Source organism: Rothia sp. HMSC073B08, from assembly GCF_001812975.1.
In the GTDB taxonomy this organism is placed as follows: domain Bacteria; phylum Actinomycetota; class Actinomycetes; order Actinomycetales; family Micrococcaceae; genus Rothia; species Rothia mucilaginosa.
Genome location: NZ_KV811062.1, coordinates 21,544 through 48,045, shown reverse-complemented (window position 1 = coordinate 48,045; position 26,502 = coordinate 21,544). Strand labels below are relative to the sequence as shown.

The 26,502-nt window shown below is 57.4% G+C and carries 15 protein-coding genes; 11 read left to right on the top strand and 4 right to left on the bottom strand.

The annotated features are described in order from the left end of the window. Positions 1–126: 126 nt before the first annotated feature. From HMPREF2884_RS04040 to HMPREF2884_RS04020, 5 genes are all read left to right on the top strand, one after another. Positions 127–1,170: a zinc-dependent alcohol dehydrogenase family protein gene (locus tag HMPREF2884_RS04040; RefSeq protein ID WP_070615835.1), complete on the top strand. Its 1,044-nt coding sequence runs from the start codon at positions 127–129 to the stop codon at positions 1,168–1,170. Between the two features lie 232 nt (positions 1,171–1,402). After that, positions 1,403–3,115, top strand: coding sequence for a formate--tetrahydrofolate ligase (locus HMPREF2884_RS04035; RefSeq protein WP_005505800.1), 1,713 nt, complete (start codon positions 1,403–1,405; stop codon positions 3,113–3,115). Positions 3,116–4,447: 1,332 nt separating this feature from the next. Then, positions 4,448–5,221 (top strand): MBL fold metallo-hydrolase, encoded by a 774-nt coding sequence (locus HMPREF2884_RS04030; RefSeq protein WP_070615833.1) that lies wholly within the window; start codon positions 4,448–4,450, stop codon positions 5,219–5,221. Between the two features lie 126 nt (positions 5,222–5,347). Beyond that, entirely contained in the window at positions 5,348–8,236 is a 2,889-nt protein-coding gene (gene uvrA / locus HMPREF2884_RS04025) for an excinuclease ABC subunit UvrA (protein ID WP_070615831.1), read from the top strand. Positions 8,237–8,264: 28 nt separating this feature from the next. Continuing rightward, the gene (locus tag HMPREF2884_RS04020) at positions 8,265–9,386 is read left to right on the top strand and encodes a GNAT family N-acetyltransferase (RefSeq protein WP_070615829.1); all 1,122 of its coding nucleotides are present in this window, start codon (positions 8,265–8,267) and stop codon (positions 9,384–9,386) included. Between the two features lie 138 nt (positions 9,387–9,524). Here the strand turns inward: HMPREF2884_RS04020 and HMPREF2884_RS04015 are convergent, their stop codons facing one another. Next, positions 9,525–11,006, bottom strand: coding sequence for a glycoside hydrolase family 1 protein (locus HMPREF2884_RS04015; RefSeq protein ID WP_070615996.1), 1,482 nt, complete (start codon positions 11,004–11,006; stop codon positions 9,525–9,527). 142 nt (positions 11,007–11,148) lie between these two features. Between HMPREF2884_RS04015 and HMPREF2884_RS04010 the strand changes: the two genes are divergently transcribed. The 5 genes from HMPREF2884_RS04010 to thrS all read left to right on the top strand — a co-directional run bounded on the left by HMPREF2884_RS04010 (position 11,149) and on the right by thrS (position 19,144). Then, positions 11,149–11,847 (top strand): lipoate--protein ligase family protein, encoded by a 699-nt coding sequence (locus HMPREF2884_RS04010; RefSeq protein ID WP_070615827.1) that lies wholly within the window; start codon positions 11,149–11,151, stop codon positions 11,845–11,847. 69 nt (positions 11,848–11,916) lie between these two features. Then, complete coding sequence (locus tag HMPREF2884_RS04005) at positions 11,917–12,807, top strand: fumarylacetoacetate hydrolase family protein (RefSeq protein WP_070615825.1); 891 nt, start codon at positions 11,917–11,919, stop codon at positions 12,805–12,807. Between the two features lie 869 nt (positions 12,808–13,676). Continuing rightward, the gene (locus tag HMPREF2884_RS04000) at positions 13,677–16,391 is read left to right on the top strand and encodes a Rib/alpha-like domain-containing protein (RefSeq protein ID WP_070615823.1); all 2,715 of its coding nucleotides are present in this window, start codon (positions 13,677–13,679) and stop codon (positions 16,389–16,391) included. A gap of 128 nt (positions 16,392–16,519) precedes the next feature. Then, positions 16,520–16,978: an ArsR/SmtB family transcription factor gene (locus tag HMPREF2884_RS03995; protein ID WP_070615821.1), complete on the top strand. Its 459-nt coding sequence runs from the start codon at positions 16,520–16,522 to the stop codon at positions 16,976–16,978. 132 nt (positions 16,979–17,110) lie between these two features. Beyond that, on the top strand, positions 17,111–19,144 hold the full coding sequence (gene thrS / locus HMPREF2884_RS03990) for a threonine--tRNA ligase (RefSeq protein WP_044150393.1): 2,034 nt from the start codon (positions 17,111–17,113) through the stop codon (positions 19,142–19,144). Positions 19,145–19,451: 307 nt separating this feature from the next. On the opposite strand, the gene HMPREF2884_RS03985 is transcribed toward thrS, so the two are convergent. Then, the gene (locus HMPREF2884_RS03985) at positions 19,452–21,011 is read right to left on the bottom strand and encodes a hypothetical protein (protein ID WP_070615820.1); all 1,560 of its coding nucleotides are present in this window, start codon (positions 21,009–21,011) and stop codon (positions 19,452–19,454) included. Positions 21,012–21,320: 309 nt separating this feature from the next. Here HMPREF2884_RS03985 and HMPREF2884_RS03980 point away from each other — a divergent pair, with 309 nt between their 5' ends. Further along, positions 21,321–21,575 carry an aminotransferase gene (locus HMPREF2884_RS03980; RefSeq protein WP_070615818.1) on the top strand — a complete coding sequence of 85 codons (255 nt, stop codon included), beginning with the start codon at positions 21,321–21,323 and terminating at the stop codon, positions 21,573–21,575. A 214-nt stretch (positions 21,576–21,789) separates the two neighbouring features. Here HMPREF2884_RS03980 and HMPREF2884_RS09120 read toward each other — a convergent pair whose 3' ends face one another. Both HMPREF2884_RS09120 and HMPREF2884_RS03970 read right to left on the bottom strand, forming a co-directional pair. Next, complete coding sequence (locus HMPREF2884_RS09120) at positions 21,790–23,121, bottom strand: hypothetical protein (RefSeq protein ID WP_141753496.1); 1,332 nt, start codon at positions 23,119–23,121, stop codon at positions 21,790–21,792. A 247-nt stretch (positions 23,122–23,368) separates the two neighbouring features. Next, entirely contained in the window at positions 23,369–26,278 is a 2,910-nt protein-coding gene (locus HMPREF2884_RS03970; protein WP_070615813.1) for an FAD-binding and (Fe-S)-binding domain-containing protein, read from the bottom strand. Positions 26,279–26,502 lie beyond the last annotated feature (224 nt).

The following is a 26,502-nucleotide window of genomic DNA, read 5'->3' as shown; positions in this document are numbered from 1 at the left end:
GGTCTTTCTGGTTCCGGTTGTCGGAATTTTTACCTTCACCCCGTAGCATAAAAAATTATTGATATATCGGGGTGCGGGGCGTACTCTGATACGACTAACCATCAACGCAGATTTGAAAGGAACATCATGCGTTCAGTTGTTATGGAAGCCCCCGGCAAGGTCGTCGTCAACGAAGTTGAGAAGCCGACCCTCCTCGAACCCACCGACGCCATCATCAAGCTCGCAGCATCCTGCATCTGCGGCTCCGACCTGTGGCCCTACCGCGGCGCACAGCCCGTCGACCACAGCGCAATGGGCCACGAATACATCGGCGAGGTCGTCGAAGTAGGCTCCGAGGTCACCACCGTAGCCCCCGGCGACTTCGTCGTAGGCTCCTTCTGCATCTCCTGCGGCGAATGCGAAACCTGCACCGCAGGCTATCCCTCCCGCTGCCTCAAGGCAATCGCAACAGGCGACGCCTTCATCGGCGCACGCTCCAACGGCACCCAGGCAGAATACGCCCGCGTACCCTTCGCAGACGGCACCCTCGTCAAGACCCCCGCCGCACCCACCGCAGAGCAGATCCCGCACCTGATGGCGGCATCCGACGTGCTCGGCACCGGCTGGTACGCAGCGGACGCCGCGAAGGCAGGCCCCGGCAAGACCATCGTCGTTGTTGGCGACGGCGCAGTCGGCCTGAGCGCAGTCATCGGCGCTAAGCAGCTCGGCGCGGAGAAGATCATCATCATGTCCCGCAACCCCGAACGTCAGGCGCTCGCTAAGGCATTCGGCGCAACCCACATCGTGGAAAAGCGCGGCGAAGAGGGCATCGCCAAGGTCATGGAGCTCACCGACGGCGTGGGCGCACACGGCGTCGCGGAGGCTGTTGGCACCCAGCAGTCCTTCGACCAGGCTCTCGGCTGCGTACGCCACGGCGGCTACATCGGCTTCGTGGGCGTGCCGCACGACAGCTCCATCGGCACCGATAAGCTCTTCGGCAAGCAGGTTCACCTGGAGGGTGGCCCCGCCCCCGTGCGCAAGTACCTGCCGACCCTCATCGACCTGATTTACAAGGGCGAAATTGAGCCCGGCCGCGTCTTCGACATGGTTCTGCCCATTGACGAGGCGGCTAAGGGTTACGAGGCAATGGACCAGCGTACCGCCACCAAGGTTCTGCTGACCATGCCGTAATACCTGCTGTAGCACCGGTTCCTATACCGGCTCCTGTACCGGCAGCCCGGCATGTATGCGCTACTAATCCCCGCACCGATCCTGCCGCTCCACGTGAGCGGAGGTCACCGGTTGCGGGGATTAGTGCATTAAAAATTGGGTTTATTTGTCGGAGTTCGGCGAGGTGAGGGACAAATGAGTGAGCTAAGGCATAGAATAAAAGAGCATGATTCGTACAACTCGAAGGATGACAATGACGAAGAAGCCTTTCCCTTCCGACCTCGAAATCGCACTTGCCGCCGATCTTTGGCCTATTAACAAGATCGCAGCAGACAACGGCATCAGCGAAGATCGCCTTGAACCCTACGGCAAGTATGTCGCTAAGGTCCTCCTCGACGAAACCACCAACGCAGAGACCGCCCGCAAGCGCGGCTCCAAGTACATCGTGGTTACCGCAGTCACCCCCACCCCGCTCGGTGAAGGTAAGACCGCAACCTCCGTCTCCCTCGCACAGGGCTTCGCCCAGACCGGCCGCAAGGCAATCCTGGCTCTGCGTCAGCCCGCAATGGGCCCGACCTTCGGCATCAAGGGCGGCGCAGCGGGCGGCGGCTACTCCCAGATCGTTCCCATGGAGAAGCTGAACCTGCACCTGACCGGCGACTTCCACGCCGTCACCGCAGCACACAACCTGCTTGCCGCCATGATTGATAACCACCTGCACCACGGCAACGAGCTGCGCATCGACCCGCGCGCAATCGAGTGGCGCCGCGTCATCGACATGAACGACCGCTCCCTGCGCAACATCGTCGTGGGCCTGGGCGAACGCATGGACGGCGTGGTCCGCGAGACCGGTTTCGACATCACCAGCGCCTCCGAAATCATGGTGATTCTCTCGCTGGCAACCTCCTTCAAGGACCTGCGTGAGCGCCTGGCAAAGATCGTGATCGGACTGAACTACGACGGCGAGCCCGTCACCGCAGCCGACCTGAAGGCTGACGGCGCAATGTCCGTCATCCTGGCAGACGCTATCAATCCGAACCTGCTGCAGACCCTGGAGCACACCCCCGCACTGATTCACGCGGGCCCCTTCGGCAACATCGCAACCGGTAACTCCTCCGTGGTCGCCGACTACGTTGGTCTGGAGTACTCCGACTACGTGATTACCGAGGCTGGTTTCGGTGCCGATATGGGTGCGGAGCGTTTCTTCAACGTCAAGTGCCGCGTCTCCGGCCTGAAGCCGGACGCAGCAGTGCTCGTCGTAACCGTGCGCTCCCTGAAGTCCCACTCCGGCCTGTACAAGATCGTTCCGGGCAAGCCCCTGCCCGAAGGCATGCTGCAGGAAAGCCCCTCCGACGTGGAGAAGGGCGCAGAGAACCTGAAGAAGCACATCGAGATTGTGCGCAACTTCGGTGTTCAGCCGGTCGTGGCAATCAACGCCTTCCCGACCGACTTCGAGTCCGAGCACGAGACCATCCGCCGTATTGCTGAGGAAGCCGGTGCTCGCGTCGCTATCCACCGCGGTGTGGCTGAGGGCGGTAAGGGCACCACCGACCTGGCGGACGTGGTTGCTGAGGCATGTGACGACGTTTCGGATCTGAAGTACACCTACGATCTTGAGGACTCCATCGAGACCAAGATTGAGAAGGTTGCGACCAAGGTCTACGGCGCGGACGGCATTTCGATTGCTCCCGCTGCCGCTAAGCAGCTGAAGCGTTTCGCTGAGCTGGGCTACTCGCACCTGCCCGTGGTTATCGCGAAGACCCACCTGTCCATCTCTTCGGATGCAACTCTGAAGGGCGCACCGACCGGCTGGACTCTGCCCGTGCGCGAGGTTCGCCTGGCTGCAGGTGCTGGCTACGTCTACGCTATCTGCGGCACCATGCGCACTATGCCGGGTCTGAGCAAGAGCCCCGCAGCTGAGCGCATCGGCTTCGACGAGAATGGCGTGATGATCGGCCTGTCCTAAGGCGGCTGTTCCAGCTGATTTATAGCTAGTGGAGGCGGCGCTCCTTCCCCACAGCGGGGGAGAGGCGCCGCCTTTGCTGTAGCCTGTGGCGCTTTTGTGGAGTGGCTCTGCCCCAGATATATGGAAGCATGAGGGGCGAATACGAGGTGCGCAACGCTTGAGGGCGGGGGAGCGGAGCTCTTGAAAATAGAGTGAAACTAGGTTGCAGCCAGGCTACAACCCGGGCTGAAACTAGGCTGCAACCAGGCATCAACCAGGGGGAGTGAAGGATCCTGAAACCCCTAGTGGAGGGGTCTTTCAACCTTTCATTGAGGCTTCTATAGCGCCTGTTTTGAGGGCGGAATTGGTACGTGCTGGTTAATAATTGGGCTCTATTTGTGCTTGAAGGTCAGGTTTTATTAAACAATCTGTAGAGGTTGATTTTTTAGTGACACACTGTCTTGCATTTTGTGAAAATACGGCATTGACTAGGTATTTTGCTTTTTGAAAGGGGTTTTAATGGGTGCACTCAGTGAACCTGAAAGTGGGGCTGATGTTATTGTTTTGTAATAAAACCTCTACTTTAGGGGGTACCTACAGGGGTAAAACAGACCAATTGATTTTGCCCTCGCGCGAATAATTGTGTAGATTTTGAACGGTGAGCAGTACATTTTTTCCCGCTTATGAAGTTGCAAGTACTTGAAGATACTTTCACCTTAACCCTCTACTTCCGCAGAATACCGGGCTAAAACTGGGTATTGAACCTTTGGGATTGCCGAGTGCGGAGCTTAAGTTAAAGGTGCACCGAAGTGCCAAAAGAGGGAAATTCTAAAATTATTTTGGGTGAAATAAGTCACGCTAAAACTCGAAAAAAATGAAATTGGTACGTATGGATACCCTAAAAAACACCTGTTTTTATTACAGAATGATTACAATGAGGTGCGGGTCACTAAATCCGGCTCTCCGTACCAAATTGGGTGGTAAAACAGCCCCCAAAAAGTTCGCTACTATTGAGTCATCAAGTAATCGTGAGATTTCCAAAGTCCTCGGGTTGCTTGTGTTTGAGTGAGTGATAGATACCCCTGGGTGTCATGAGAAGCGACTGTGTATCGATGCGCAGTCGCTTCTCTGTTTAACTTTTGAATTTCAGTGGAACCTCAGCCGGGCGGAATCCAGTCGGAACCTAATCCGCGCTGAACCCAATCCGTACCGAGCATGCTCCAGAATCTGTTCCCTGTGCATCCCGCACATGCATCCCGCACATGTATCCCGCGCGTTCAACGCCGAATGCGCTGATAGGGGAGCGAACCGCATAGGCGCATGCTGTGCGGTCACAACCCCTACACTGGAACTATGACTACTTACCCCGAACCCACCCTCATCTTCGAGAACCCCGAACTGACCGTCCGTGCGTTCAGCGTCTCCGAGATGGACAACAGCGTCTACCTCATCACCATGCGCGCCACCGGCGAGCAGGTGCTCATCGACCCTGCAGACGACGCAGAAGAACTCTACGCTTTCACTCTCGACGCGCTCCTGAACGACTGCCCGCAGCTCGAACTGGCAGATGGTGAAGAACGCCGCGTGCGCGTCATGGAGAAGGAAGAGGACTTCAACTCCATCAGGCCCCGCGCAATCGGTCTGACCGGCATTCTGGTTACCCACGGCCACTGGGACCACATCCGCGCTATTAAGGAACTCGACCGTCTCACCGGTGCCGTGACCTCCGCGGGTGCAGCTGACGCTGCTGAGATTAAGGAACTGGAAGACTACACCATCGAAGAAGAGCTGACCGGCGGCGAAAGCTTCGACTTCTACCTCTCTGATACCGTCATCCGCGCCCTGCACGTGCCCGGCCACACCCCCGGATCCATCGTCTACACCCTCGAAACCACCTGGGAAGACGGCACTCCCGCAACCCTGCTGTTCACCGGCGACGCCCTCTTCCCCGGCGGCGTGGGCAAGACCGACTCCCCGCAGCAGTTCGGTGAGCTCTTCTCCAACGTGCTCGAAAAACTCTTCGGAGGCTTCGAAGACGACGCCATCGTACTGCCCGGCCATGGCCGCTCCACCACCCTCGGCGACGAGCGCCCCCACCTGGAAGAGTGGGGAACCCGCGGCTGGTAAATCGCGCCTGACAGTCCGCTTCATATAAGTACTGCACCCTCATGCCTTCACCGGCCGCATAATCCCGCTGGTGAAAGGCGTGAGGGTGTAGAATTTAAATTCGAAGATAAGACGAAAGGATTTTCGATGACACCCCGCCCGGCACACGGTAGCACCGCACTCAAAGCGAACGACCTGACCAGTATCCGGGTTCAGGGTGCCCGCGAAAACAACCTCAAGAACGTAGACCTCACCATTCCGCGTGATGCGATGGTCGTCTTCACCGGCCTCTCCGGCTCCGGTAAGTCCTCCCTCGCCTTCGACACCATCTTTGCGGAAGGTCAGCGCCGCTACGTCGAGTCGCTCTCCTCCTACGCCCGCATGTTCCTCGGACAGGTCGACAAGCCCGACGTAGACTTCATCGAGGGTCTCTCCCCGGCGGTGTCTATCGACCAGAAATCCACCTCCAAGAACCCGCGCTCAACCGTCGGTACCATCACCGAAATCTACGACTACATGCGTCTGCTCTGGGCGCGCATCGGCCACCCGCACTGCCCCGAATGCGGCGAAGAAATCACCCAGCAGACCCCGCAGCAGATTGTGGATATTCTGCAGGAGTACCCCGAACGCACCCGCCTGCAGATCCTCGCACCCGTCGTCAGCGCACGTAAGGGCGAGTTCGTAGACCTCTTCAAGGACCTGCTGACCCAGGGCTATTCGCGCGCCCGCGTGGACGGCGAAACCGTGCAGCTCTCCGACCCGCCCAAACTCGCCAAGCAGTACAAGCACACCATCGAGGTGGTCGTCGACCGCATCGTCATTAAGGACGGTATTCACCAGCGCCTGACCGACTCCATCGAAACCGCGCTCAAGCTCGCCGACGGCCGCGTGCTCATCGACTTCGTGGACCGCGAGCAGGACGACCCCGAACGCACCCGCTCCTTCAGCGAAAACCTCGCCTGCCCCAACAACCACCCGCTGCAGATCGACACCATCGAGCCGCGCGCCTTCTCCTTCAACTCGCCATTCGGCGCATGTAGCGCCTGCGACGGCATCGGCTCGCGCCTGGAAGTAGACACCGAACTGCTCGTACCAAACCCCGATCTAACCCTCGGCGAGGGCGCTATCGCACCCTGGTCGCAGGGCAAAGCAACCACTGAATACTGGCTGCGCCTGCTCGCAGGCTTGGGGGAGGAGCTCGGCTTCGACCTGAACACCCCCTTCAAGGACCTGCCCGCCAAGACCCGCGCCGCCATTCTGGACGGCAAGGACTACAAGGTTGAGGTGTCCTACCGCAACCGATTCGGCCGCGAACGCCGCTACACCTCCGGGTTCGAAGGCGTGAAGGCGTACATTAAGCGCAAGCACGAAGAAACCGAATCGGACTTCGCCCGCGACCGCTACGAACAGTACATGCGCCAGGTCGCCTGCCCCTCCTGCGGTGGCGCGCGCCTAAACCCGACCATCCTCGGCGTGAAGGTCGGCGGCAAGTCCATCGCAGACATTACCGACATGTCCCTGGCTAACGCGCTCGCCTTCGTGCGTAGCCTGCAGCTTAGCCCCCGCGAAGCCAAGATTGGCGAGCAGGTCCTCAAGGAAATTGACGCGCGCCTGCAGTTCCTGCTGGACGTGGGTCTGGACTACCTGACCCTCTCACGCTCCGCTGGTACGCTCTCCGGCGGTGAGGCGCAGCGTATCCGCCTCGCAACCCAGATTGGTTCGGGCCTGGTCGGCGTGCTCTACGTGCTCGACGAGCCTTCTATCGGCCTGCACCAGCGCGATAACCGCCGCCTCATTGAAACCCTGACCAAGCTGCGCGATATGGGCAACACGCTTATCGTGGTTGAGCACGACGAAGACACCATGCGCGAAGCCGACTGGATCGTGGACGTAGGACCCGGCGCCGGCGAGCACGGCGGCGAAATCGTACACTCCGGCAGCTTTGAGGAGCTGCTGAAGAACACCAAGTCCATTACCGGCGACTACATGGCTGGCCGCCGCAGCATTGAGGTGCCCGCATCCCGCCGCCCCGTGGACAAGGAACGTCAGCTGATCGTGCGCGGCGCCCGCGAAAACAACCTCAAGAACGTGACTGTGTCCTTCCCGTTGGGCGTGTTCACCGCGGTGACCGGTGTGTCCGGCTCGGGTAAATCGACCCTCGTCAACGACATTCTGTATACCTCCCTGGCGAACAAGCTCAATGGCGCCAAGCAGGTACCCGGTCGCCACAAGAGCATCGACGGGCTGGAACACCTGGACAAGGTCATTCACGTGGACCAGTCGCCCATCGGTCGTACCCCGCGCTCGAACCCCGCCACCTACACCGGCGTGTTCGACCACATCCGCAAGCTGTTTGCAGAGACCAGCGAAGCGAAAATGCGCGGCTACACCCCGGGTCGATTCTCCTTCAACGTCAAGGGCGGCCGCTGCGAGGACTGCTCCGGCGACGGCACCCTGAAGATTGAAATGAACTTCCTGCCGGACGTGTACGTGCCCTGCGAAACCTGCCACGGCAAGCGCTACAACCGCGAAACCCTCGAAGTGCATTACAAGGGCAAGACCATCGCCGACGTACTCGAAATGCCCGTGGAAGAAGCCGCAGAGTTCTTCGCCGCATTCACCCCGATTGCGCGCCACCTGAACACCCTCGTGGACGTGGGCCTGGGCTACATTCGCCTGGGCCAGCCCGCAACCACCCTCTCCGGCGGTGAAGCGCAGCGCGTGAAGCTCGCAACCGAACTGCAGAAGCGCTCCAACGGCCGCTCCATCTACGTGCTGGACGAGCCGACCACCGGCCTGCACTTTGAAGACATCCGCAAGCTGCTCGCCGTGCTGCAATCGCTGGTGGACAAGGGCAATAGCGTCATCACCATCGAGCACAACCTGGACGTGGTCAAGTGCGCCGACTGGATTATCGACATGGGCCCCGAAGGCGGTAGCGGCGGCGGCACCGTCATCGCCGAAGGAACCCCGGAACAGGTGGCTCAGGTGAAGGGCTCGCACACCGGCGCGTTCCTTGCTGAGATCCTGAACTAGTCAAAAATTTGCCCTAGAGGAAACCTACGTGACTGATACCCAAGGAACCGAACCTGCCCGGGGAGCTCAGGCAACCCGTGGCGCTGTGACCACCGCGGACCGTGCGCGGCACATCCTGCACACCCAGCTGGAGGCGGACTTCTGCCAGGCGCCTGGCTCGATTAGCCGCGCCCTCGAAGAGCTACGCGACTACCCGGACGCCGAGAGCCTGCCGCTGCTCGCCACCGTGCAGCCTCCCTCCGAGAAGATGGGTGCCGCACGCCGCCGCAACGACGACATCTGGGAGTTGCGCGTCGCCAACTACGCGAGTGTCGGCATTCTCTGCGCCAAGCATCCGCGCGTGCTGGACAAGGCCATCGACTACATGCTCGGTGACCAGTCGAACTGGCTGGGCGATTACGCGCAGCTGCGCCAGCTCAACGAACTGCTCACCCCCTACACCCAGCAGGTCAGCGGCACGAGCATCTACTACACGCCCGGCCGCGCCCTGCTGAACTCGGTCGTACCCGAGGGCGTGCAGGCGCAGGAGGTCAAGTGCGCTGTGCCCGGTGTGGGTATGATGCGCCGCGTTGACCCTGCCGAGCTGAAGGCGGCGCTGCTTGCCGAAATCACGGGCGAGCGCACCATCCGCAGGGAGGCAAACGCCTCCGCCGGTGCCCTTGAGGTCGACCCGCAGGACACGCAGGCGCGCGTAACCCGCCTGCGCGTGGAGCTGCTGGCCGCTGAACAGTTTGAGCGCTTCCGCGGGGATAAACGCTACTCGAACGCGTTGGGCTTTAGCGTGACCCGCCCGGATGTGCTGGTGCTTGCCGCATACCCGGTCGATGAGGGCGCTTCTAAGGCATCTGACGCACCCGCAGCGGGGGAGAGCCCCGCACTCGCAGACCCTATCGCTATGGTTGGCCTGAGCGACGATTCGCCGATTATGCGCCAGATTGGCATTGATGTGCTGCCCGCCTGGCGTGGTGCCGGCATCGCCAGCGTGCTGGTGCGCGATGCCGCCCGCCTGACCTTGGCGGAAGGGTACCTGCCGTTCTACGGTACGAGCCCGTCGCACATGCTGTCGCAGAGGGTTGCGATGAATGCCGGGTTGGTGCCGACCTGGTGGGAGTACGTGTCCACCAGTCTGAACGACCTACCCATGGACTAGATTTACCTACAAACTAGAGCCGCCCGCGCTAGGCATAACGACATGTAGAAAGCCCCGAGATTCTGCATCTCGGGGGCTTTTTGCTGCTGAGTTTCGCGTGTTAGCCGCGCGGGGGTTCAGTCTCTAGAGCCTTAGCTTCTAAAGCTCCGCGCCGTTGCTGGCAATCACCTCGCGGTACCAGTGGAAGGACTTCTTGCGGTAGCGCGCCAGGGTGCCGGTGCCGTCGTCGTTGCGGTCCACGTAGATGAACCCGTAGCGCTTGGACATCTGCGCGGTGGAGGCGCTAATCATGTCGATGCAACCCCAGGTGGTGTAGCCGAGCACGTTCACGCCGTCCTCAATCGCCTCGCGTACCGCGTGCAGGTGCTGGCGCAGGTAGTCGATGCGGTAGTCGTCTTCCACGGTGAGCTCACCATTCACCTCGACCAGTTCGTCGCGGGCGCCCAGGCCGTTCTCCACGATGAACAGCGGCTTCTGCCAGCGGTCCCAATACTGGTTGAGGACCACGCGCAGGCCGGTCGGGTCAATCTGCCAGCCCCATTCGCTCGCAGGCAGGGTCGGGTTCACCACGCCGCCGAGGATGTTGCCTTCGCCGCGTTCGCCTCGTGCCGGGTCGCCGGTCGCGCAGGTGGACATGTAGTAGCTGAACGACACGAAATCCACGGTGTTCTTCAGGTCTTCGCGGTCCTGTTCGGTGATGTTCAGCTCCACGCCCTTCTCCCGTAGGGCACGCAGGAAGTAGCCGGGGTATGCGCCGTGCACGTGCACGTCACCGAACGCGAAGTTTGCCTGTTCCGTCTGCATGGCGGCGAGTACGTCGGCGGGGTCGGGGGTGAGCGGGTAGGTGGGCATGGCAAGAATCATGCAGCCGACCTGGGCGCCGGGCGCCAGTTCGCGTGCCGCAGCGGTGGCGCGTGCGGAGGCGACCAGCTCGTGGTGCATCGCCTGGTAGAGGTCTGCGTCGCTGAGCTGATCTGCCGGGGTGTTAATACCGCCGGACATGAACGGCAGGTGCAGCATCGAGTTGATTTCGTTGAAGGTCAGCCAGTACTTCACGCGCTTGCCGTAGCGGGCGAACACGGTGCGGGCGTAGCGTTCGTAGAAGCCGATGAGTTCGCGGCTAGTCCAGCCGTTGTACTGCTCCACCAGGTGCAGCGGGGTTTCGTAGTGGCTGAGGGTGATGAGCGGCTCCATGCCGTGCTTTTCGAGCTCGTCGAGCACGCGGTCGTAGAAGGCGAGGCCCGCCTCGTTCGGGGTTTCTTCGTCGCCGCGGGGGAAGATACGCGACCAGGCGATGGAGAAACGGAAGACCTTGAAACCCATCTCCGCGAGCAGGGCGATGTCTTCGCGGTAGCGGTGGTAGAAGTCAATGCCCTCCAGCTTGAGGTTGTTCTCGGTGGGTTCCGCGGTGCGCGGGTACAGGCCGCCGGCGGGCAGCACATCCTGCAGGCTGGGGCCCTTGCCGTCTTCGTTCCAGGCGCCCTCGAACTGGTTGGCGGCGGTGGCGCCTCCGAAGAGGAAACCGTCAGGGAACGCGCCGAGCGGCTGCGGCTCGGTCAGCGCCGGGTTGGAGTTGGGCAGAGGGGTGGTTTGGGCGGTGATGTGCTGGTCCTGATGCACGGCATCCTCCAAGGTGCTTTAGGTCTTTCTTCTACCCTAGCGGAGGGGGAGGGGGATTACTAGGTTTTAGCTACCCGGGTGGGCGTTTTCGCATTGTGGGGAGACGTAGGAGCTGTGGCGGGCGTAACCGTAAAATAGGAACGTGCAGATTATTCGAGAGACCGGCCCCGAATCCGGCGATATCCTCATTCACCACGATCAGACGGTGCAGATGCTCCGCGAGGTGGCAACCGGCAAGCGCGAAGCCACCTTGCGCATGTATCAGCCGAACCCGACGGTCGCGTTCGGCCGCCGTGACGAACTGAACCCCGGCTTCGCGGAAGCCTCCGCGGCGTGCGCCAAGCACGGCTTTGAGGTGCTGGTGCGCAAGGTCGGCGGGCATGCCGCCGCCTACCATCAGGGGTGCCTGGTCGTGGACCATTTTCAGCCCGCCTCCGACGCCCGCAGCGGCAACACCCTACGCTACGAACTGTTCGGTTCCATGTATGCGCAGGCGCTCCGCGAAGTCGGCGTGGATGCGCGCATGGGCGAGATTCCGGGGGAGTACTGCCCCGGTGAGTATTCGGTGCACGCGCAGCTTCCCGCCTCCGCAGGTGGTGGTCGCATTAAACTGGTCGGCACCGCCCAGCGTGTGGTGACTGGCGGTTGGTGGTTCAGCACCGGCATCGTGGTCTCCGACTCTGCGCCGCTGCGGGCGGTCACCGCGGATGTGTACCGTGCCCTCGGCATGGAGCTGGACCCCGCCACGGTTGGCGCGGCGCAGGACGCGAACCCCGCCCTGCTCATGGAAGACCTGGAAGACGCCATCGTTGAGGTGTACGCCCAAAACGGTTTTCACTAGGTTGTTTTATTTCTGACTTTTACCCCTAACCCACCCCGAATTACCCCCACCTGAAGCGAAGGAGCATCCATGCGTTGGGCACAGATTAAAGACTCGAAGGGCAGCCGCGCGGTCTGCTTCTTCGAAGAGACCGTGTACGAGCTTCCGGCGAAGCTTAGCCCGCTACTGAATTTCTACAGCCGGTTCCGGCTGAACTTTGGCGACCCGAAGAACGCCGTGGCGATCCTGAAGGAGAACGGTGCGACCGTCATGGGTCACGGTGAGGAGCTGTGGAACTCCCTACCCTTTATTCGCCCGCTGGATAAGCCCGGCAAGATTGTGTGCGCCGGCCTGAACTACCGCGACCATGCCGCGGAAATGAACCTTGAGGTGCCTGAGCATCCGGCGCTGTTCGCGAAGTTCCCGAACGCGCTGATTGGCCCCGGCGAGCAGATCCGCATGCCCGCCGCCGACGGCACCGGCAGCACGAAGGTCGACTGGGAGGTTGAGCTGTGCCTGGTCGTGGGCGCTCGCCTGCGTAATGCCACGGAGGAGCAGGCGCTTGAGGCTCTGATGGGGTACGCGGTCATGAATGATGTGTCGGTGCGTGACTGGCAGGGTCGTTCCTCGGAGTGGTTCCAGGGTAAGAACTGGGATGCGATGACTCCGTTCGGTCCGGTGATTGTGAGCCCCGATGAGGTTGACCCGGTTGCCGGCCTGGAGCTGGTCTGTGAGGTGGACGGCGTGGTGCGTCAGCGCGGCACGACGGCGGATATGGTGTTCACTCCGGCGCAGCTGCTGTCCTATATTTCTCGGTTTATGACCCTGGAGCCGGGTGATCTGGTAGCGACGGGTACCCCGGCTGGGGTTGGTTTGTCGCTGCATCCGCGTCAGTGGTTGAAGCCGGGTCAGACGGTGCGCACCCGCATCGAGGGTATTGGCGAACTGGTGAATGTCTGCTCGGAGGCGGGTGCGCTGTAGCTATTCGGTAGCTCTGTGAGTAACCGCTATTGAAGCCACCTGAACCCACGGAGGCGGGTGCGGCACCTGCTATTGGGTGCACCGCAAGGCACCCACAAATGAATATCTATGCACCCCGCATGTGTTTTTGAGGCGCATGCGGGGTGTTTCTATGCTTTCTAAAGCTCCCGGTGGGCGGCTTGGAATTCTTGGAATGTACAGTGAAGGGCGTCCTGCGCGGGGGAGTGTGGTGCATGCATGGTTACACACTGTTAAACACACGCAAACTTTAAACTTTGACCTAAATTTTAGGGTTTTGGGTGGGTTTTGTGGGTCTATAGGGATGAAATGAGGGGTGTCTATCGGTGGCGATCGGGACCTGAAAACTACTGATTGGGTATCCAGAAGCCCCTGTTTCAGTGACTGAGACCATATCTACCTTTGGTGCGGAATTCCAAATTGTGGTCACGTGTGAGAAATTCAACAGACCGTTTTGGCGCGTCATTCCGGGAACTTTGAGGTTGAGGGTTTAGTTTCCCGTGTGCATTTTTCGTTTTTCTGAAGCTACACTCGCTTGACTAGGAGTAAAGCTAAAACACTGCGGTGCAAATTCCGAAAACCTGAACATCTATCAATGCACACAGGTGTAAAGAAATATGAGTCTAAGCTTGAACCTTTAGCAAAAAATCGGTGCCCTGAATCACAAACTCGTTTTGCGTTCACCCCAAAGACTATGTAGGGTATGGGGATTATCTGAGAGTTTCCTGAGAATTCCTGCCAGAAGATCAGAACCCGCCCGGGTACACCCTCAGATGCATATTTCACTCACGTCCGTGTTTGTTCATACAAACGCACTCACTCAAACAAGCCGACACGAACGGAAGAAAAACATGACCATAACTGCATCCAAAAACCCGGCACAGCGCCCGGCAAACCGCCGCCGTGCCACCATCGCTGCCTCCGCAGCATTGGCAACCGTCATCACCGGCGCGAACCTCCCCGCTACCTTCGGTGCAACCGCCTCCACCCGCAACGTAGCCGGTACCATCTGCGTCGACGCAGGCTACCGCACCGTGCCGACCCTCGCGAACATCACCAACGTCGCACCCGGCCCGACCTGCTACTGGAACCCCGACCAGCAGGCGAAGACCATCGACACTCTCGCACCCGTCAACTCCTCCCTCACCAAGGAGCAGCTGACCACCACCGAGAACACCTCGCCCCTGAGCGGCAAGCTCGCCAGCGACTCCTTCGCAGCCCAGAAGCTCACCGGCACCGAAGCCGTCGCGCCCAACAGTAGCGAAATTAGCCGCACCTTCCTCGAATACAGCGGCGATGCGGGCAACCACCCCGTCACCACCGCCATCAACGCCGGCACCGTGAAGAAGGACCGCGCCCAGACCGTCGGCGGCCACGAGAACATCCCGACCCTCGCCGTGAACTCCGCGAACCCGCACCAGGAGTACGTCGAGGTTGTCTCCCGCGATGGCCGCGTCAACGCCAACGCAGAGAACAAGCGCATCCTCACCGGCGGTATCCCGATTCCGAAGTGGCTCGCTGAGGACCACGGCCTCTCCGGCGACCAGTCCGTCGCCCTGTACGACGAGGCGACCGGCATCTGGCGCTCCTACTTCAAGTTCGTCAAGGATGCAGACGCACAGACCTACACCAGCACCGCCCGCGTGCAGGTTGGCGGTGGCAACGCGTCCACCCCCAAGAGTGCAAAGATTCAGTACGACAACGTCGGCCGCGGCAACGCAGGCCAGACCGTCACCATCAACGCACCCGTCAGCATTGACGTGAAGTCCGGCAACGCCCGCACCTCCTACCCGATTGCTCGCGGTGCGAAGTTCCGCCTGGCGAAGAACGTGCCCGGCGCGTCCATCAACGAGACCACCGGCGAGATTACCTACAAGATTCCCGCAGGCACCCGCGGCACCGTGGACATTCCCGTGGCGGTTGACTACCCGGCAACCTACCACGTGTCCTCCGGTGGTTACATGCTCGCTAAGCCGAACTTCGGCGGCGTGGGCGAAGACAACTACTGGCTGACCCTCAAGAACGGCACCTCCTCCGTGGTGGGCCTGGCAAATGAGCTCACCCAGATTGGTGTGGACGAGCTTAAGGCCGGCAAGATCAACCACATGGTGTCCATCACCGCGGCTGACTACGCTGCACTGGTCTCCTCCTTCCCCGCGAAGGGTACCGACGGCAAGATTGACGCGAGCAAGTACCCGAACGCACCCCGCGCAGGTCAGCGTGGCTTCCTGCCCGCAAGCTTTGATGTGGAAGAGCACCTGGCAAACACCGGCCACGCTGACGACCAGCTCACCCGCATGATCCTGACCGCAATGAAGGAATACGGCTTCATCCTCACGGACCACAACCTCTTCACCAACGCATTCAACCTGGAGGCGGCAAGCTCCTACGCGCCCTACGCCCGCCAGGGTAAGAACGTGTATAAGGAAGACCCGCAGCTGGCGGCAATGTTCGCGAACTTCGTGCCCAGCGGCTTCACCGGCAACCAGTTCCCCTGGCAGCAGGTGCAGTGGATGCCCGTGAACTACACCGAGTCCGCTGAGAACACTGCACGCCGCGAGGGCACCCAGGTTCTGCCGCAGAGCAACAACCAGGCTGCCGACTCGAACGCTGACGCGCACAAGATTGCACGCCCCGTGACCGTGCGCCGCTCCGCCGTGCGCACCCCCAAGGCCGTGCGCATCAGCGACGCCGAGACTCAGAACGCGGCAGTGAACCAGGCTTCGGACGCCGTGAAGTTCAAGTACCCCTCGGATTCCTACGGTAAGACCGGCACCGGCTCCGGCGTGTTCTACCAGCCCGCCGAGCACCACGCCACCGTCTACTCCGGCGAGACCGCAGTCGCGCAGAGTGTTCACCAGTCGCACAAGGTTTCCCCGAACTACCGTTACGCGCGCGACTACAACTTCCAGGAAATCCAGCAGACCCCGAACTTCCGCCCCAGCCGCTGGGTCAACAAGGAGAAGGTCAACACTGCTGGCGGCCAGTTCTCCAGTGCGGAGACCGGCATCCGTTTTGCCTCCAACGGCAAGACCGGCACCTACTCGATTGACCTGAACACCCACGACGTCACCGGCACCACCTGGGACCTGCACCGCGACAACGGTAAGAACATCACCGTGAACCGCACCGGCAAGGCACCCGCCCGCATGTCCGATGTGAAGGCGAAGAAGGGTTCCGCCGCGCAGCTGTACTCAATCCCGCTGAAGGTGCACGTGGTCGACAAGAACAGCCCCATCGCGCGTGAGGACTCCGTCTCCCTGTACTCGGGCACCACCCAGAACGTGGCGGTCCTGAACAACGACGAGGCATCCTTCGGCGCGTTCAGCCGCGGCGAGACCGTGAAGAAGCTGGAGCTGCTCAACCAGCGCGGCCAGGCCGTCAGCGCATACAGCGACGAGTACGGCACCTACCGTGTGGTGACCCTGCCCGACGGCACCCAGGGCATCGCGGTTTCTGCTAAGAATAAGCAGGGCTTCGCACCGCTGGTCCGCTACCGCGCAGTGACCGACAAGGGCGTAAAGTCCGCTGAGGGTTACCTGCAGGTGGCAGTCGCTAACCGCTAGCGGCCGCGCATGTAGTATTAGCGCACTTCAAGAGCGCACATAGGGGAGAGGGGCACGCTCAAGAAAGCACGCTGCACAGGCGTCACTTTCTTGACGTGCCCCCTTCCTGTACCTAAGGTGAAAATACTATGACTCAGAGCCAGCACACAGACCAGACCACAGACCAGACCGAAACTAACACCACCCACAACCACCCCGCAGACCATGTAGCGGCGCACATCGCCGAGCATGCATCGGATCATACCCACGAGGTGCCCACCAACGCGCCCCTCCTCGAAGGCAGCGGCCCCAAGGATTGGGAGGAACAGTTCGGCCCGTCCGTAGCGATTTTCTCTGCGCTCGCGAACCCGCTACGCCTGGCGATTGCGCACCACCTGATGCACCGCCCGCACAGCGTGAGCGAACTGCACACCTGCCTGGGTATTTCGCAGCCGCTCGCCTCGCACCACCTGCGCATCCTGCGTGAGGCTCACGTGATTGACCGTGAGCAGCAGGGACGCACCACCATTTACCGTCTGAAGGACGACCATATTAGCCACATTGTGGTTGACGTGTATGAGCATACGCGTGAGCATCATGCGGACTAGTTTGCCCTCAAGCTGAGCGTTGCCTGGGAGCCGTTGTAAGATAGTGTGTGTCCGTGCACCAGTACAGTGCGGAATAGTATGCGCACCGGCGGCGCCCAGAGTGGCACGCTTGCGCCTGAGTTAAGGAGACTTATGTCTGCCGCTGATTCTTCAGCAATTGTTATTAGCGTTTCTGGTGAGGAGCGCGAGGTCACCGCGAAGACTGCCGCTGAGCTGTTCGCTGACGACCCGAAGATCGTTGTGGCACGCGTGAACGGCGTGCTCGTTGATCTCTCCCACGAGCTGTCTGCTGGCGACTCCGTTGAGCCGGTTTTCATTCACGAACCGGACGGCCTGAACGTTCTGCGCCACTCCGCTGCGCACGTGATGGCGCAGGCGGTGCAGGAGTACCGCAAGGACGCCAAGCTGGGCATCGGCCCGTACATTACTGACGGCTTCTACTTTGACTTTGATGTGGCTGAGCCGTTCACCCCGGAAGATCTGAAGAAGATCGAAAAGTCGATGATTAAGATCATCAAGTCCGGTCAGCTGTTCCGCCGCCGTGTGGTCACCCACGACGAGGCTGTCGCCGAGATGGCGAACGAGCCGTACAAGCTGGAGCTGCTCTCCCTGACCCAGGGCCCCGGTTCTGGTGCGGATGCTGCCGAGGGCGCATCCGTGGAGGTCGGCGAGGGTGAAATCACCATTTACGACAACGTGCACCCGAAGACCGGCGAGACCGTCTGGAAGGACCTCTGCCGCGGCCCGCACCTGCCGAACACCAAGCTGATTGCTAACGGTTACGCCCTGATGCGTGCCGGTGGCGCGTACTGGCGCGGTTCTGAGAAGAACCCCATGCTGCAGCGTATTTACGGTACCGCTTGGCCGACTAAGGACGAGCTGGTGGCGTACAAGGAGCGCATCGCTGAGGCGGAGCGCCGTGACCACCGCCGACTGGGCCGTGAGCTGGACCTGTTCTCCTTCCCGAAGAACATTGGTCCCGGCCTGCCGGTGATTCACCCTAAGGGTGGCGTGATTAAGCGCGAGATGGAAGACTACGTGCGTACCCGCCACATTCAGGAGGGTTTCCAGTACGTCAGCACTCCGCACATTTCGAAGGAAGACCTGTTCTACACTTCTGGTCACCTTCCGTACTATGCGGACGGCATGTTCCCGCCCATGGAGCTGGATAACGGTCATTACCGCCTGAAGGCCATGAACTGCCCGATGCACAACGAGATTTACCGTTCTCGTGGCCGTTCGTACCGTGAGTTGCCGCTGCGTTTCTTTGAGTTCGGCACCGTGTACCGTGACGAGAAGTCCGGCGTGCTGCAGGGCCTGACCCGTGTGCGCATGATTACCCAGGACGACTCGCACTCGTACGTGACCAAGGAGCAGGCACCGGACGAGGTGCGTCACCTGCTGAAGTTCATGCTGAGCCTGCTTGAGGACTTCGGCATGACCGACTTCTACCTTGAGCTGTCGACCCGCGACACCGAGGGTGATAAGAAGGATAAGTTCATCGGTACCGATGAGCAGTGGGAAGAGGCCACCGCGGTTCTGGAGCAGGTTGCGAAGGAGACCGGTCTGGAGCTCGTTCCGGATCCCGGTGGAGCTGCGTTCTACGGCCCGAAGATTTCGGTTCAGGCGAAGGACGCGATTGGCCGTACTTGGCAGATGTCGACCGTGCAGTACGACTTCAACCAGCCGAGCCGTTTCGGTCTGGAGTACCAGGCTGCGGACGGTACCGTGCAGGAGCCGGTCATGATTCACTCGGCGAAGTTCGGTTCGATTGAGCGCTTCCTGGGCGTGCTGACTGAGCACTATGCGGGTGCGTTCCCGGCGTGGCTGGCACCGGTTCAGGTGATTGGTGTGCCGGTGGCTGAGGCGTTCAACGACTACATGACCGAGATCGCGGATAAGCTGCGTGCGCACGGCGTGCGTGTTGAGGTGGATTACGGTTCGGATCGCTTCACTAAGAAGATCCGTACCGCGTCTACTGAGAAGGTTCCGTTTATTCTGATTGCCGGCGGTGAGGACGCGGAGCACGGCGCTGTTTCGTTCCGTTTCCGCGGCAACAAGCAGGAGAACGGCGTGCCCGTGGATGAGGCTGTGGCACGTATTGTGGAGCATATCCGCAACCGCGTGAACGAAGACCCCAAGCCCAGCACTGAGGCTGCTGAGTAGTAGCGGTTTAGGATGCGGGTTCGCCGGCGATGCTGACTGCGGTTGACCGTGGTTAGCTGAGCCGGCGAACTTGCACTGAGCCTATATATAGAAGCCACCCCCTTTGCGGCGATAAGCTGCGGAGGGGGTGGTTCTTTACGCCCGTTGGCGGACAGAGGGTTTTGTAATATTTCTGCAATATTTCAGTAGGATAACGAGTCCCATCAATGTTCATTAAATTTATTGATAAGGAATAATATTGAACTTATTAAATATACAAAGACCTTTGGTTATTAGACGTTCATATGGTTACATAATAATTATGCTCTCAGCTCTCAGCTCTCAGCTCATAGCCATCATCGGTCTTGTGTATTTCAATCATATATTCATTTTGCGCTATGGTAGTGTCATCGAAGACGACGAGTGAACAATTGATGCAATAATCATTATTCTCATCTGTGTCATTATTCCATTTAACGGATGGTTTGGTGATGTAGAAATTCGTTGTTGATACGTGGAAATTATCGATTTTATGTGAATCAATATTGACCGGGGGGTAAAATTCGACTTGATGGAAGTATAGGCGACCAATTTTTGAAATATTATAAAATGTAATGGCCGTGGAATTTACGAATCTTACAAATGAGGTGTCAGTGGTCGATTTTAGGGTTTTTCCTTCAAACAGGAATTTGCTGTATGTAAACCAGATGCATTTAATATTTCCAGCATGGATATAAAATCCGTTGTGGATATTTGAATTTATTATTTCAATCTTTTGGATCTTCTCAATTTTATCGGTGGGTGACCCGATCTTGATTGCCCCTTCCACGTTGCAGGTTTGCAATGATATGCACCCAACCGTATTTCCCGTATATCCTGGCCCCCGTTTGATCTCTAAGTTTCCAGCAATCGTGTGAATATTTCTTGTCTGGAAATTAGCCTCGCTACAATCTTCGATGAGAACATTACCTGAGACTTTACTTGACGGATAGCTATTGGGAGTCTCGATCTCTATCGAAGCTGAACTAAGAGTGCCAAAATTTATATTATGGGGCATAGAATCGCCAGTAATTTTAATAGGTAGACGTGTGCCTTGAAGTGCGTGTAAACCAATAATATTCAGACAGGACTTATCGTTAAAATTATTGTTTTGAATGTTTATTTCTTTCGCTACAGAATATAGCATTCCTTGGATGGTTAAACAGCCAAAGAAGGAACAATTGGTGATGGAGAAGGGGTTGTGGATAATGCGTTCTTCTTCATCATCAATGTTTGAGTGAGCTAGTTCAAGCTCAAGACCTTTTTTAAAGGTGCACCCATCTAATTTTAAGTTATTTACTGATTTGATTTTATTTATGGATACTTTTTCCGTGAAGAAAGCGCCACGTAAATCAATAACGAGGGATTCCCAATCATGGTTATTTTTTTGGGCTGTGATAAATCGTGTGTTAACTTGCTCTGCAATGGTATTGCATGTGTCATTCTCATGCGGATTATTACCATTGGATTTTCCCGCATTTTGGGCATATCGGCAGACTTTGTTTAGGAGGCTTTGGGCTTCCTTTTGATATTTTGAGTCTCCAGTATTTTTATACTCTTCTAAGTAGGAATCTATTGTTTTAAATATTTCCTCTACTGCATACTCTGCTACCGCCGAATTCTCCGAGTACATATTTTCAATGTTTATCCTTAAATTCGACAGGTTATTCTGTTTGCTATAGATATCATTCCTGTCCTCTTGAGTTTTATTTCCTTCTTTGGCGATATCTTTTCTTTCTCGGGCGATATCGTTTCCTTCTTTTATGAGTTTGTTATGCTTTCTTTTTTCGAAAAAGTTTCCGAACTGGGCCAGTGACTTCATGGGGTCACCAGGGATTGTATTAGGCATATCGTTACCTTTCTGTGAATGGATTGGATGAAAATTATTATATTGAAATAAATATGTATTTTATTTATATTTGATACATATCTAGTATAGCTGATGCGAGGTGCACGATGCCTTAAATGAGAACTTCTTCTGCTCCGTATTTTTTGTATAGCGATGTGCAGGTGCGAAGTGGTGCGGCACATGATATGAAAGAAGGACCCGGCAGGCCATCCGATTGGATAGCCCGCCGGGTTTTTCGGGAAGCAAAGTTTGTTTACGAAGAAGTAGTAGTAGACTTTGCTGTTGAAGCGCATTTGAAAGGGTGAAGGTATGGCAAGCGTTGAGGTGATGAAGGAACGAGCTCGTATTGCGGGTCGTTTCAACCTGGCTGCCCGCCGAAACCCGGACCACAGGGCGCTTGTTGCGCTCGCTGCGCAGAAGGCGGGAGGGGAGTGTCATGTTATCCCCGTTGCTCCTGACGAAGATGAGGTTGACGTGCTCCGCCGCGTCCGCAAGGTTGCGGGCGGTAGTCCGGTCATTATCGTGACCGAGGCTGACGGTGAGCTTTGCGCCCGCCTTCGTTAGTATTTGTCACTAATATCTACATAAACATAAAATGGTCTGACGGACATACAAAGAGAGAGTCGTCAGACCATTTTAAATAATTTTTGATGATATATACATATTGTATACAGTCAATAAGATTTCCATATTCTGTAAATTTTTATATTTAACTCCTACGTTTCAAGAAGAAGGGGTGGGTAATAATGATTTTTGCCTGTATATAATTTTATTATGCCTAGTCTCGAGAATCTATGTATTCGCTATGATTCTCGCTAGGTATCTTGAAAAGTATCTCCTCGCCAACTCGGATATCTACACTATCTTTAATTGATTTTTTTTGCACCTTACTTGAAGTGCTATTGTTTCCCAAGCCCGGCTTTTCATCAATAGTAATTTTGGCGTGAGAGAGGATATGAAATAAAGTTTTACTAGGCAAGATGCCATTAATATTTATGTTCACTTTATCCTTAGATTCAATTTCTCCTGAAAATCTTCTTATAGTGAGATTGGAGTTATTTGTAAATTGAGTATCTTGGAGACTAATCTCTGACATCTCGATATAGTATGGAAGTTTTTTATCCTTGGACCATATTTTCCACCGAGGGGTGGGTTTTTGAGGAGGGAAATAATTATCTGGGCGGACAGCTTGTAGGGTGACAGATTTTTTAAAAATACAGTCATCGAGGATGATTTTTCCTGGTTTAGTCTTATACATTTTATCCTTATATTCGATCAATAGGGATATTTCTAAATCTTCATGAAAAGTGCATCCTTTAAAATCCATACCCTCAACGCCAGCAATTTTTTTAAGTTTAATGGGAAATGTAAAATTAGCTCCTTTGAAATTAAAGTCGAGACCGCCCCAAAGTGAATGTGAATTATCCGATCTGTCAAGCCTGTTATATATTTCATTCATTATGGTTTCACCTACTGCATCTTTATAGTTTCCATGATTTGACTTTCCAGATTCTCGGATATATGTGCACAATACATTTACAATTGCTTGAGCCTCTTGTTCGCTTTTGCGATAGGTTTCACCTGGAGTATTGATCCATTCATCAATCCATTCATCTGCGAGTCTGCATAAGTTGTGAACTGCAGAAATCGCAGAAAATGTATCCTTGGAGGATAAGAGTTCTATTGATTTTATGCTTTTTTCGTATCGAGATGATTGTGTTCTTTGAATTTTTTCATCAGCATTTTTTAATTCATCAATATCGTTTTTCCTGCGATTTTCTATATAGCCTAGTAGAACGACTAGTCCACCACTTATAGTTAGAAGTGATTGGAGTAGGAGTGGTCCAGGTCCATCTTTTTGAAAGCTTAGGTTTAGTGTAATTGGTAGAGCAAAAGAAACCTCAATAAATATAGATGCAATATATATTGTAGACAAGCTTTTATTTTTTGTTGTGAATTTATTGATAAATAAAAGTATGATTGTTGCGGCAAATAAAACTAAAATTAGTATAAGTATCTCTATTCTTTTTTGACTAAGAGAAGCCAAGGTTTTGAAAAGCTCAGTATCTTCCAAGGTTTTGAAAAGTTGTTCAGTATCTTCAATATTCAAAATAGTTAGTCCCTTCTTGAATAGGTGTAGCTAGCGACATTTTTACAATATAAATGGAGGCTATTATTAATAATAAATATATTTTGTATTAATGTTACCATGAAAAATATATTTATCTTGTATTATTTTATGGTGTTTAAGAATGAAAATTGCAATGAGGGTATATATGGACCGAGGGACCCGGCAGGCCATCCGATTGGATAACCCGCCAGGTCCCTTCTTTATACCGTTGCTATGCGCTCAGCCCTTATCGGGTGGTGCGTTCCAGCAGCTGCAGCACGTTCTGGTAGGTGTGGCCGGTCGCCTCCGTCATGCCCTGCTCACAGGTGCGGTTAGCCGAAATGTATGCGGCAAACTGCTTCTGCTCGCTCAGCTCCGCAGCCTCCGCCTCCGTAGCGCTCGCCGTCAGCTCGGGGTGCAGCATACCGCGGTCACCCGCATAACCACAGCAACCCCAGTGCTTCGGCACGTACACGTCGTCACTCATCGCGTTCGCAATCTTCTCAAACGCAGGCTGAGTACCCAAGTGAGTCATCGAGCAGGTCGGGTGCAGCGCAATCGACGGCAGGGGAGCAGACACGGTCAGCTTGTCCAGCATGTTATCCGCGGCGAACTGAACCGCATCGTACATGCGCAGACGCGAGAAGTCCGGCTCGCCCGGCTTCAGGCCGTTCACGATCTTGTGCTCAAGCGCCTCAATAACCTTCTGGCGCATCACCTCAAGACCCTCAGTACAGGACGAAGCGTCGCACACGACCGGCAGGCGGCCACCATCAGTAGCCTCCCACAGGGACTTCAGCACGCGGTCGCTCATGATCGAGTAGCCGTCGGTGAAGCCCTTCGACTTCCACGGGGTGGAGCAGCACATCTCACCAATATTGTCCGGGATGCGGTACTTCACGCCCGCACGCTCACACAGGCGAATGAACGCCTGGGTTGCGTTGATCGGGTCGTGTTTGCCGTCGCCGTCCACGCCGCCGAACATGGCGTTCACGCAGGCGGGGAAGAACACAATCTCAGCGGTTGCGTCCTTGTGCGGCTTACGCGCCGGGCCACCAACAGGCAGGTCCTTCTTGTAGGACGGAACCATGTCGTCACCCATGACCTTGCGGGCAATGTCGGTGGTGCCGTGCACCACGGGGAACGGCAGCTTCTTCGCCACGGTCAGGGCCTTGCCGGCTACCTTATCCATGACGCCCCACTGCTGTGCGGCAACCTTCCAGCCGGCGGCGGCCAGCTTGTCCTGGTTCTCAGAACGCAGGCGGCGAATCAGGTCACCGGTGTTAATGTTCACGGGGCAGCGGGTCTGGCACATGCCGTCCACGGCGCAGGTGTCGATGCCGTTGTACTCGTATTCCTTACGCAGGCGCTCGGCGAGGTCGTGGTCGCCGTTCACTTCGGCGGCGGCAATTTCACGGCGCATCACGATGCGCTGGCGCGGGGTGAGGGTCAGGTTGCGGGAGGGGCAGACCGGCTCGCAGTAGCCGCACTCCACGCAGCGGTCGACTTCTTCCTCAACGGTTTCGGCGACCTTCAGGTCGGTCACGTAGTCGGTGTCCGGCTCGGCAATCAGCACGCCGGGGTTCATGAAGCCCTTCGGGTCGATGAGGCGCTTGATCTGGCGCATCACGTCGAAGAGTTCCTCACCGAACTGGCGGCTCACGAACGGAGCCATGATGCGGCCGGTACCGTGCTCAGCCTTCAGCGAGCCGTCAGCGGCAAGAATCAGCTGAACCATTTCTTCGGTGAACTCGCGGTAGCGGTCCAGCTGCTTCGGGTCGCGGAACTGCTCGTTCAGCATGAAGTGGATGTTGCCGTCCTTCGCGTGACCGAAAATCACGGAGTCCTTGTAGCCGTGTGCGTCGAACAGCTTGGTCAGGTCGCTACAGGTGTTACCCAGAACCTCGACGGGCACGACCACGTCTTCAAGCAGCGCGTTCGTGCCGGAGGGGCGGTTGCCCGCAACGGTGGTGTACAGGCCGCGGCGTGCAGCCCACAGGGCGTTACGCTCAGACAGCTTGCTGGTCATCGACACCGGCGACGCCACCGGCAGGCTCTTGAACATGGGTGCTGCGGCGGCGGCAAGGTCGCTCAGCTCCTGCTCGGAGTTACCCTGGAACTCAACCAGCAGGGCGGCGTGATCCTTCACGTCGATGGCGGCGAGCGCCTCCGCAGCCTGGCCGGTACGCTGAGCCACACGAATACTGGTGGCATCCATCAGCTCGACGGTTGCCAGCTTGTTAGCGACCAGTTCGGGCACGGAGCGTGCAGCATCGATGAGGTTGTCGAACACGAGCAGGCCGGTCGAGGTGTTCTTCAGAATCGGCAGGGTGCGGTAGGTTGCCGAAGCGACGAAGCCGAGGGTACCCTCCGAACCGATCAGCAGGTGCTGCAGAATGTCCACGGGGGTTTCAAAGTCGACCAGGGAGTTCAGGCCGTAACCCATGGTGTTCTTCATGGAGTACTGCTGGCGAATCTTCGCCATGGATTCGGGGTTCTCAAGCACGCGCTTGCGCAGGCGCAGCAGGCCCTCGTGGAGTTCAGGTTCGAGGGAGCGCAGCTTCTGGTCGGCGTCCGGCTCGGCGGTGTCGATGATGGTGCCGCTGGGCAGCACTAACACCATGGAGTCGAGGGTGTTGTACGTGTTGTACTTGGTGCCCGAAGACATGCCGGAGGAGTTGTTCGCGACCACGCCACCGATGGTGCAGGCGGACCAAGATGCCGGGTCGGGGCCGAGCTTGTAGCCGTAGGGTGCCAGGTAGTTGTTGACCATCATGATGGTCGCGCCGGGCTGCACGCGCACCTTCTTGCCGTCTTCAAGGACCTCAATTTTCTTGAAGTGGCGGCGGGTGTCGACCATGAGGCCGTCGCCGCTGGACTGGCCGGAGAGGGAGGTGCCGCCGGAGCGGAAGGTCAGCGGCAGACCGAGGTCGCCGGCTGCGCGGAAGATGTTGGCGACGTCTTCGGCGGAGTCGGGGCGGACCAGGCCGGCGGGCACGAGCAGGTAGTGGGATGCGTCGTGGGAGATTGCCAGGCGCTCGAGTTCGGAGACGCTGGATTCGACGGCTTCTGCGCGCGCATCGGAGAGTAGACGCTTGAGGGTGTCCTCGTAGGGGGACTTGAGTGCTTTGGAAGTGTTTGACACAACGGTGGTCATGATGAATCTCCTTAGTGAGACTGTCTTACCTTTCAGTATGTGCTCTTGAACACCGTCTTTTCCGCTTAGCTATGGCTAAGCTTGGCGACTACTTGTCACCATACGGGGTGTCGGTTTTACACCGAAGCGAGCGGCGGGGTGTGCCGCGTGTTGGCGGGCTTCCCGGGGGTATTATGCTCATCGTGCGGGGTTGCTCGAGCGTATCTGTGGAGGCGCGCCCACCT

Coding starts and splice junctions, on each gene's coding strand:
- HMPREF2884_RS04030 (WP_070615833.1), top strand. CDS start 4,448: ATGACTACTTACCCCGAACCCACCCTCATCTTCGAGAACCCCGAACTG.
- HMPREF2884_RS04035 (WP_005505800.1), top strand. CDS start 1,403: ATGACGAAGAAGCCTTTCCCTTCCGACCTCGAAATCGCACTTGCCGCC.
- uvrA (WP_070615831.1), top strand. CDS start 5,348: ATGACACCCCGCCCGGCACACGGTAGCACCGCACTCAAAGCGAACGAC.
- HMPREF2884_RS04000 (WP_070615823.1), top strand. CDS start 13,677: ATGACCATAACTGCATCCAAAAACCCGGCACAGCGCCCGGCAAACCGC.
- HMPREF2884_RS03970 (WP_070615813.1), bottom strand. CDS start 26,278: ATGACCACCGTTGTGTCAAACACTTCCAAAGCACTCAAGTCCCCCTAC.
- thrS (WP_044150393.1), top strand. CDS start 17,111: ATGTCTGCCGCTGATTCTTCAGCAATTGTTATTAGCGTTTCTGGTGAG.
- HMPREF2884_RS04005 (WP_070615825.1), top strand. CDS start 11,917: ATGCGTTGGGCACAGATTAAAGACTCGAAGGGCAGCCGCGCGGTCTGC.
- HMPREF2884_RS03985 (WP_070615820.1), bottom strand. CDS start 21,011: ATGCCTAATACAATCCCTGGTGACCCCATGAAGTCACTGGCCCAGTTC.
- HMPREF2884_RS04040 (WP_070615835.1), top strand. CDS start 127: ATGCGTTCAGTTGTTATGGAAGCCCCCGGCAAGGTCGTCGTCAACGAA.
- HMPREF2884_RS03980 (WP_070615818.1), top strand. CDS start 21,321: ATGGCAAGCGTTGAGGTGATGAAGGAACGAGCTCGTATTGCGGGTCGT.
- HMPREF2884_RS03995 (WP_070615821.1), top strand. CDS start 16,520: ATGACTCAGAGCCAGCACACAGACCAGACCACAGACCAGACCGAAACT.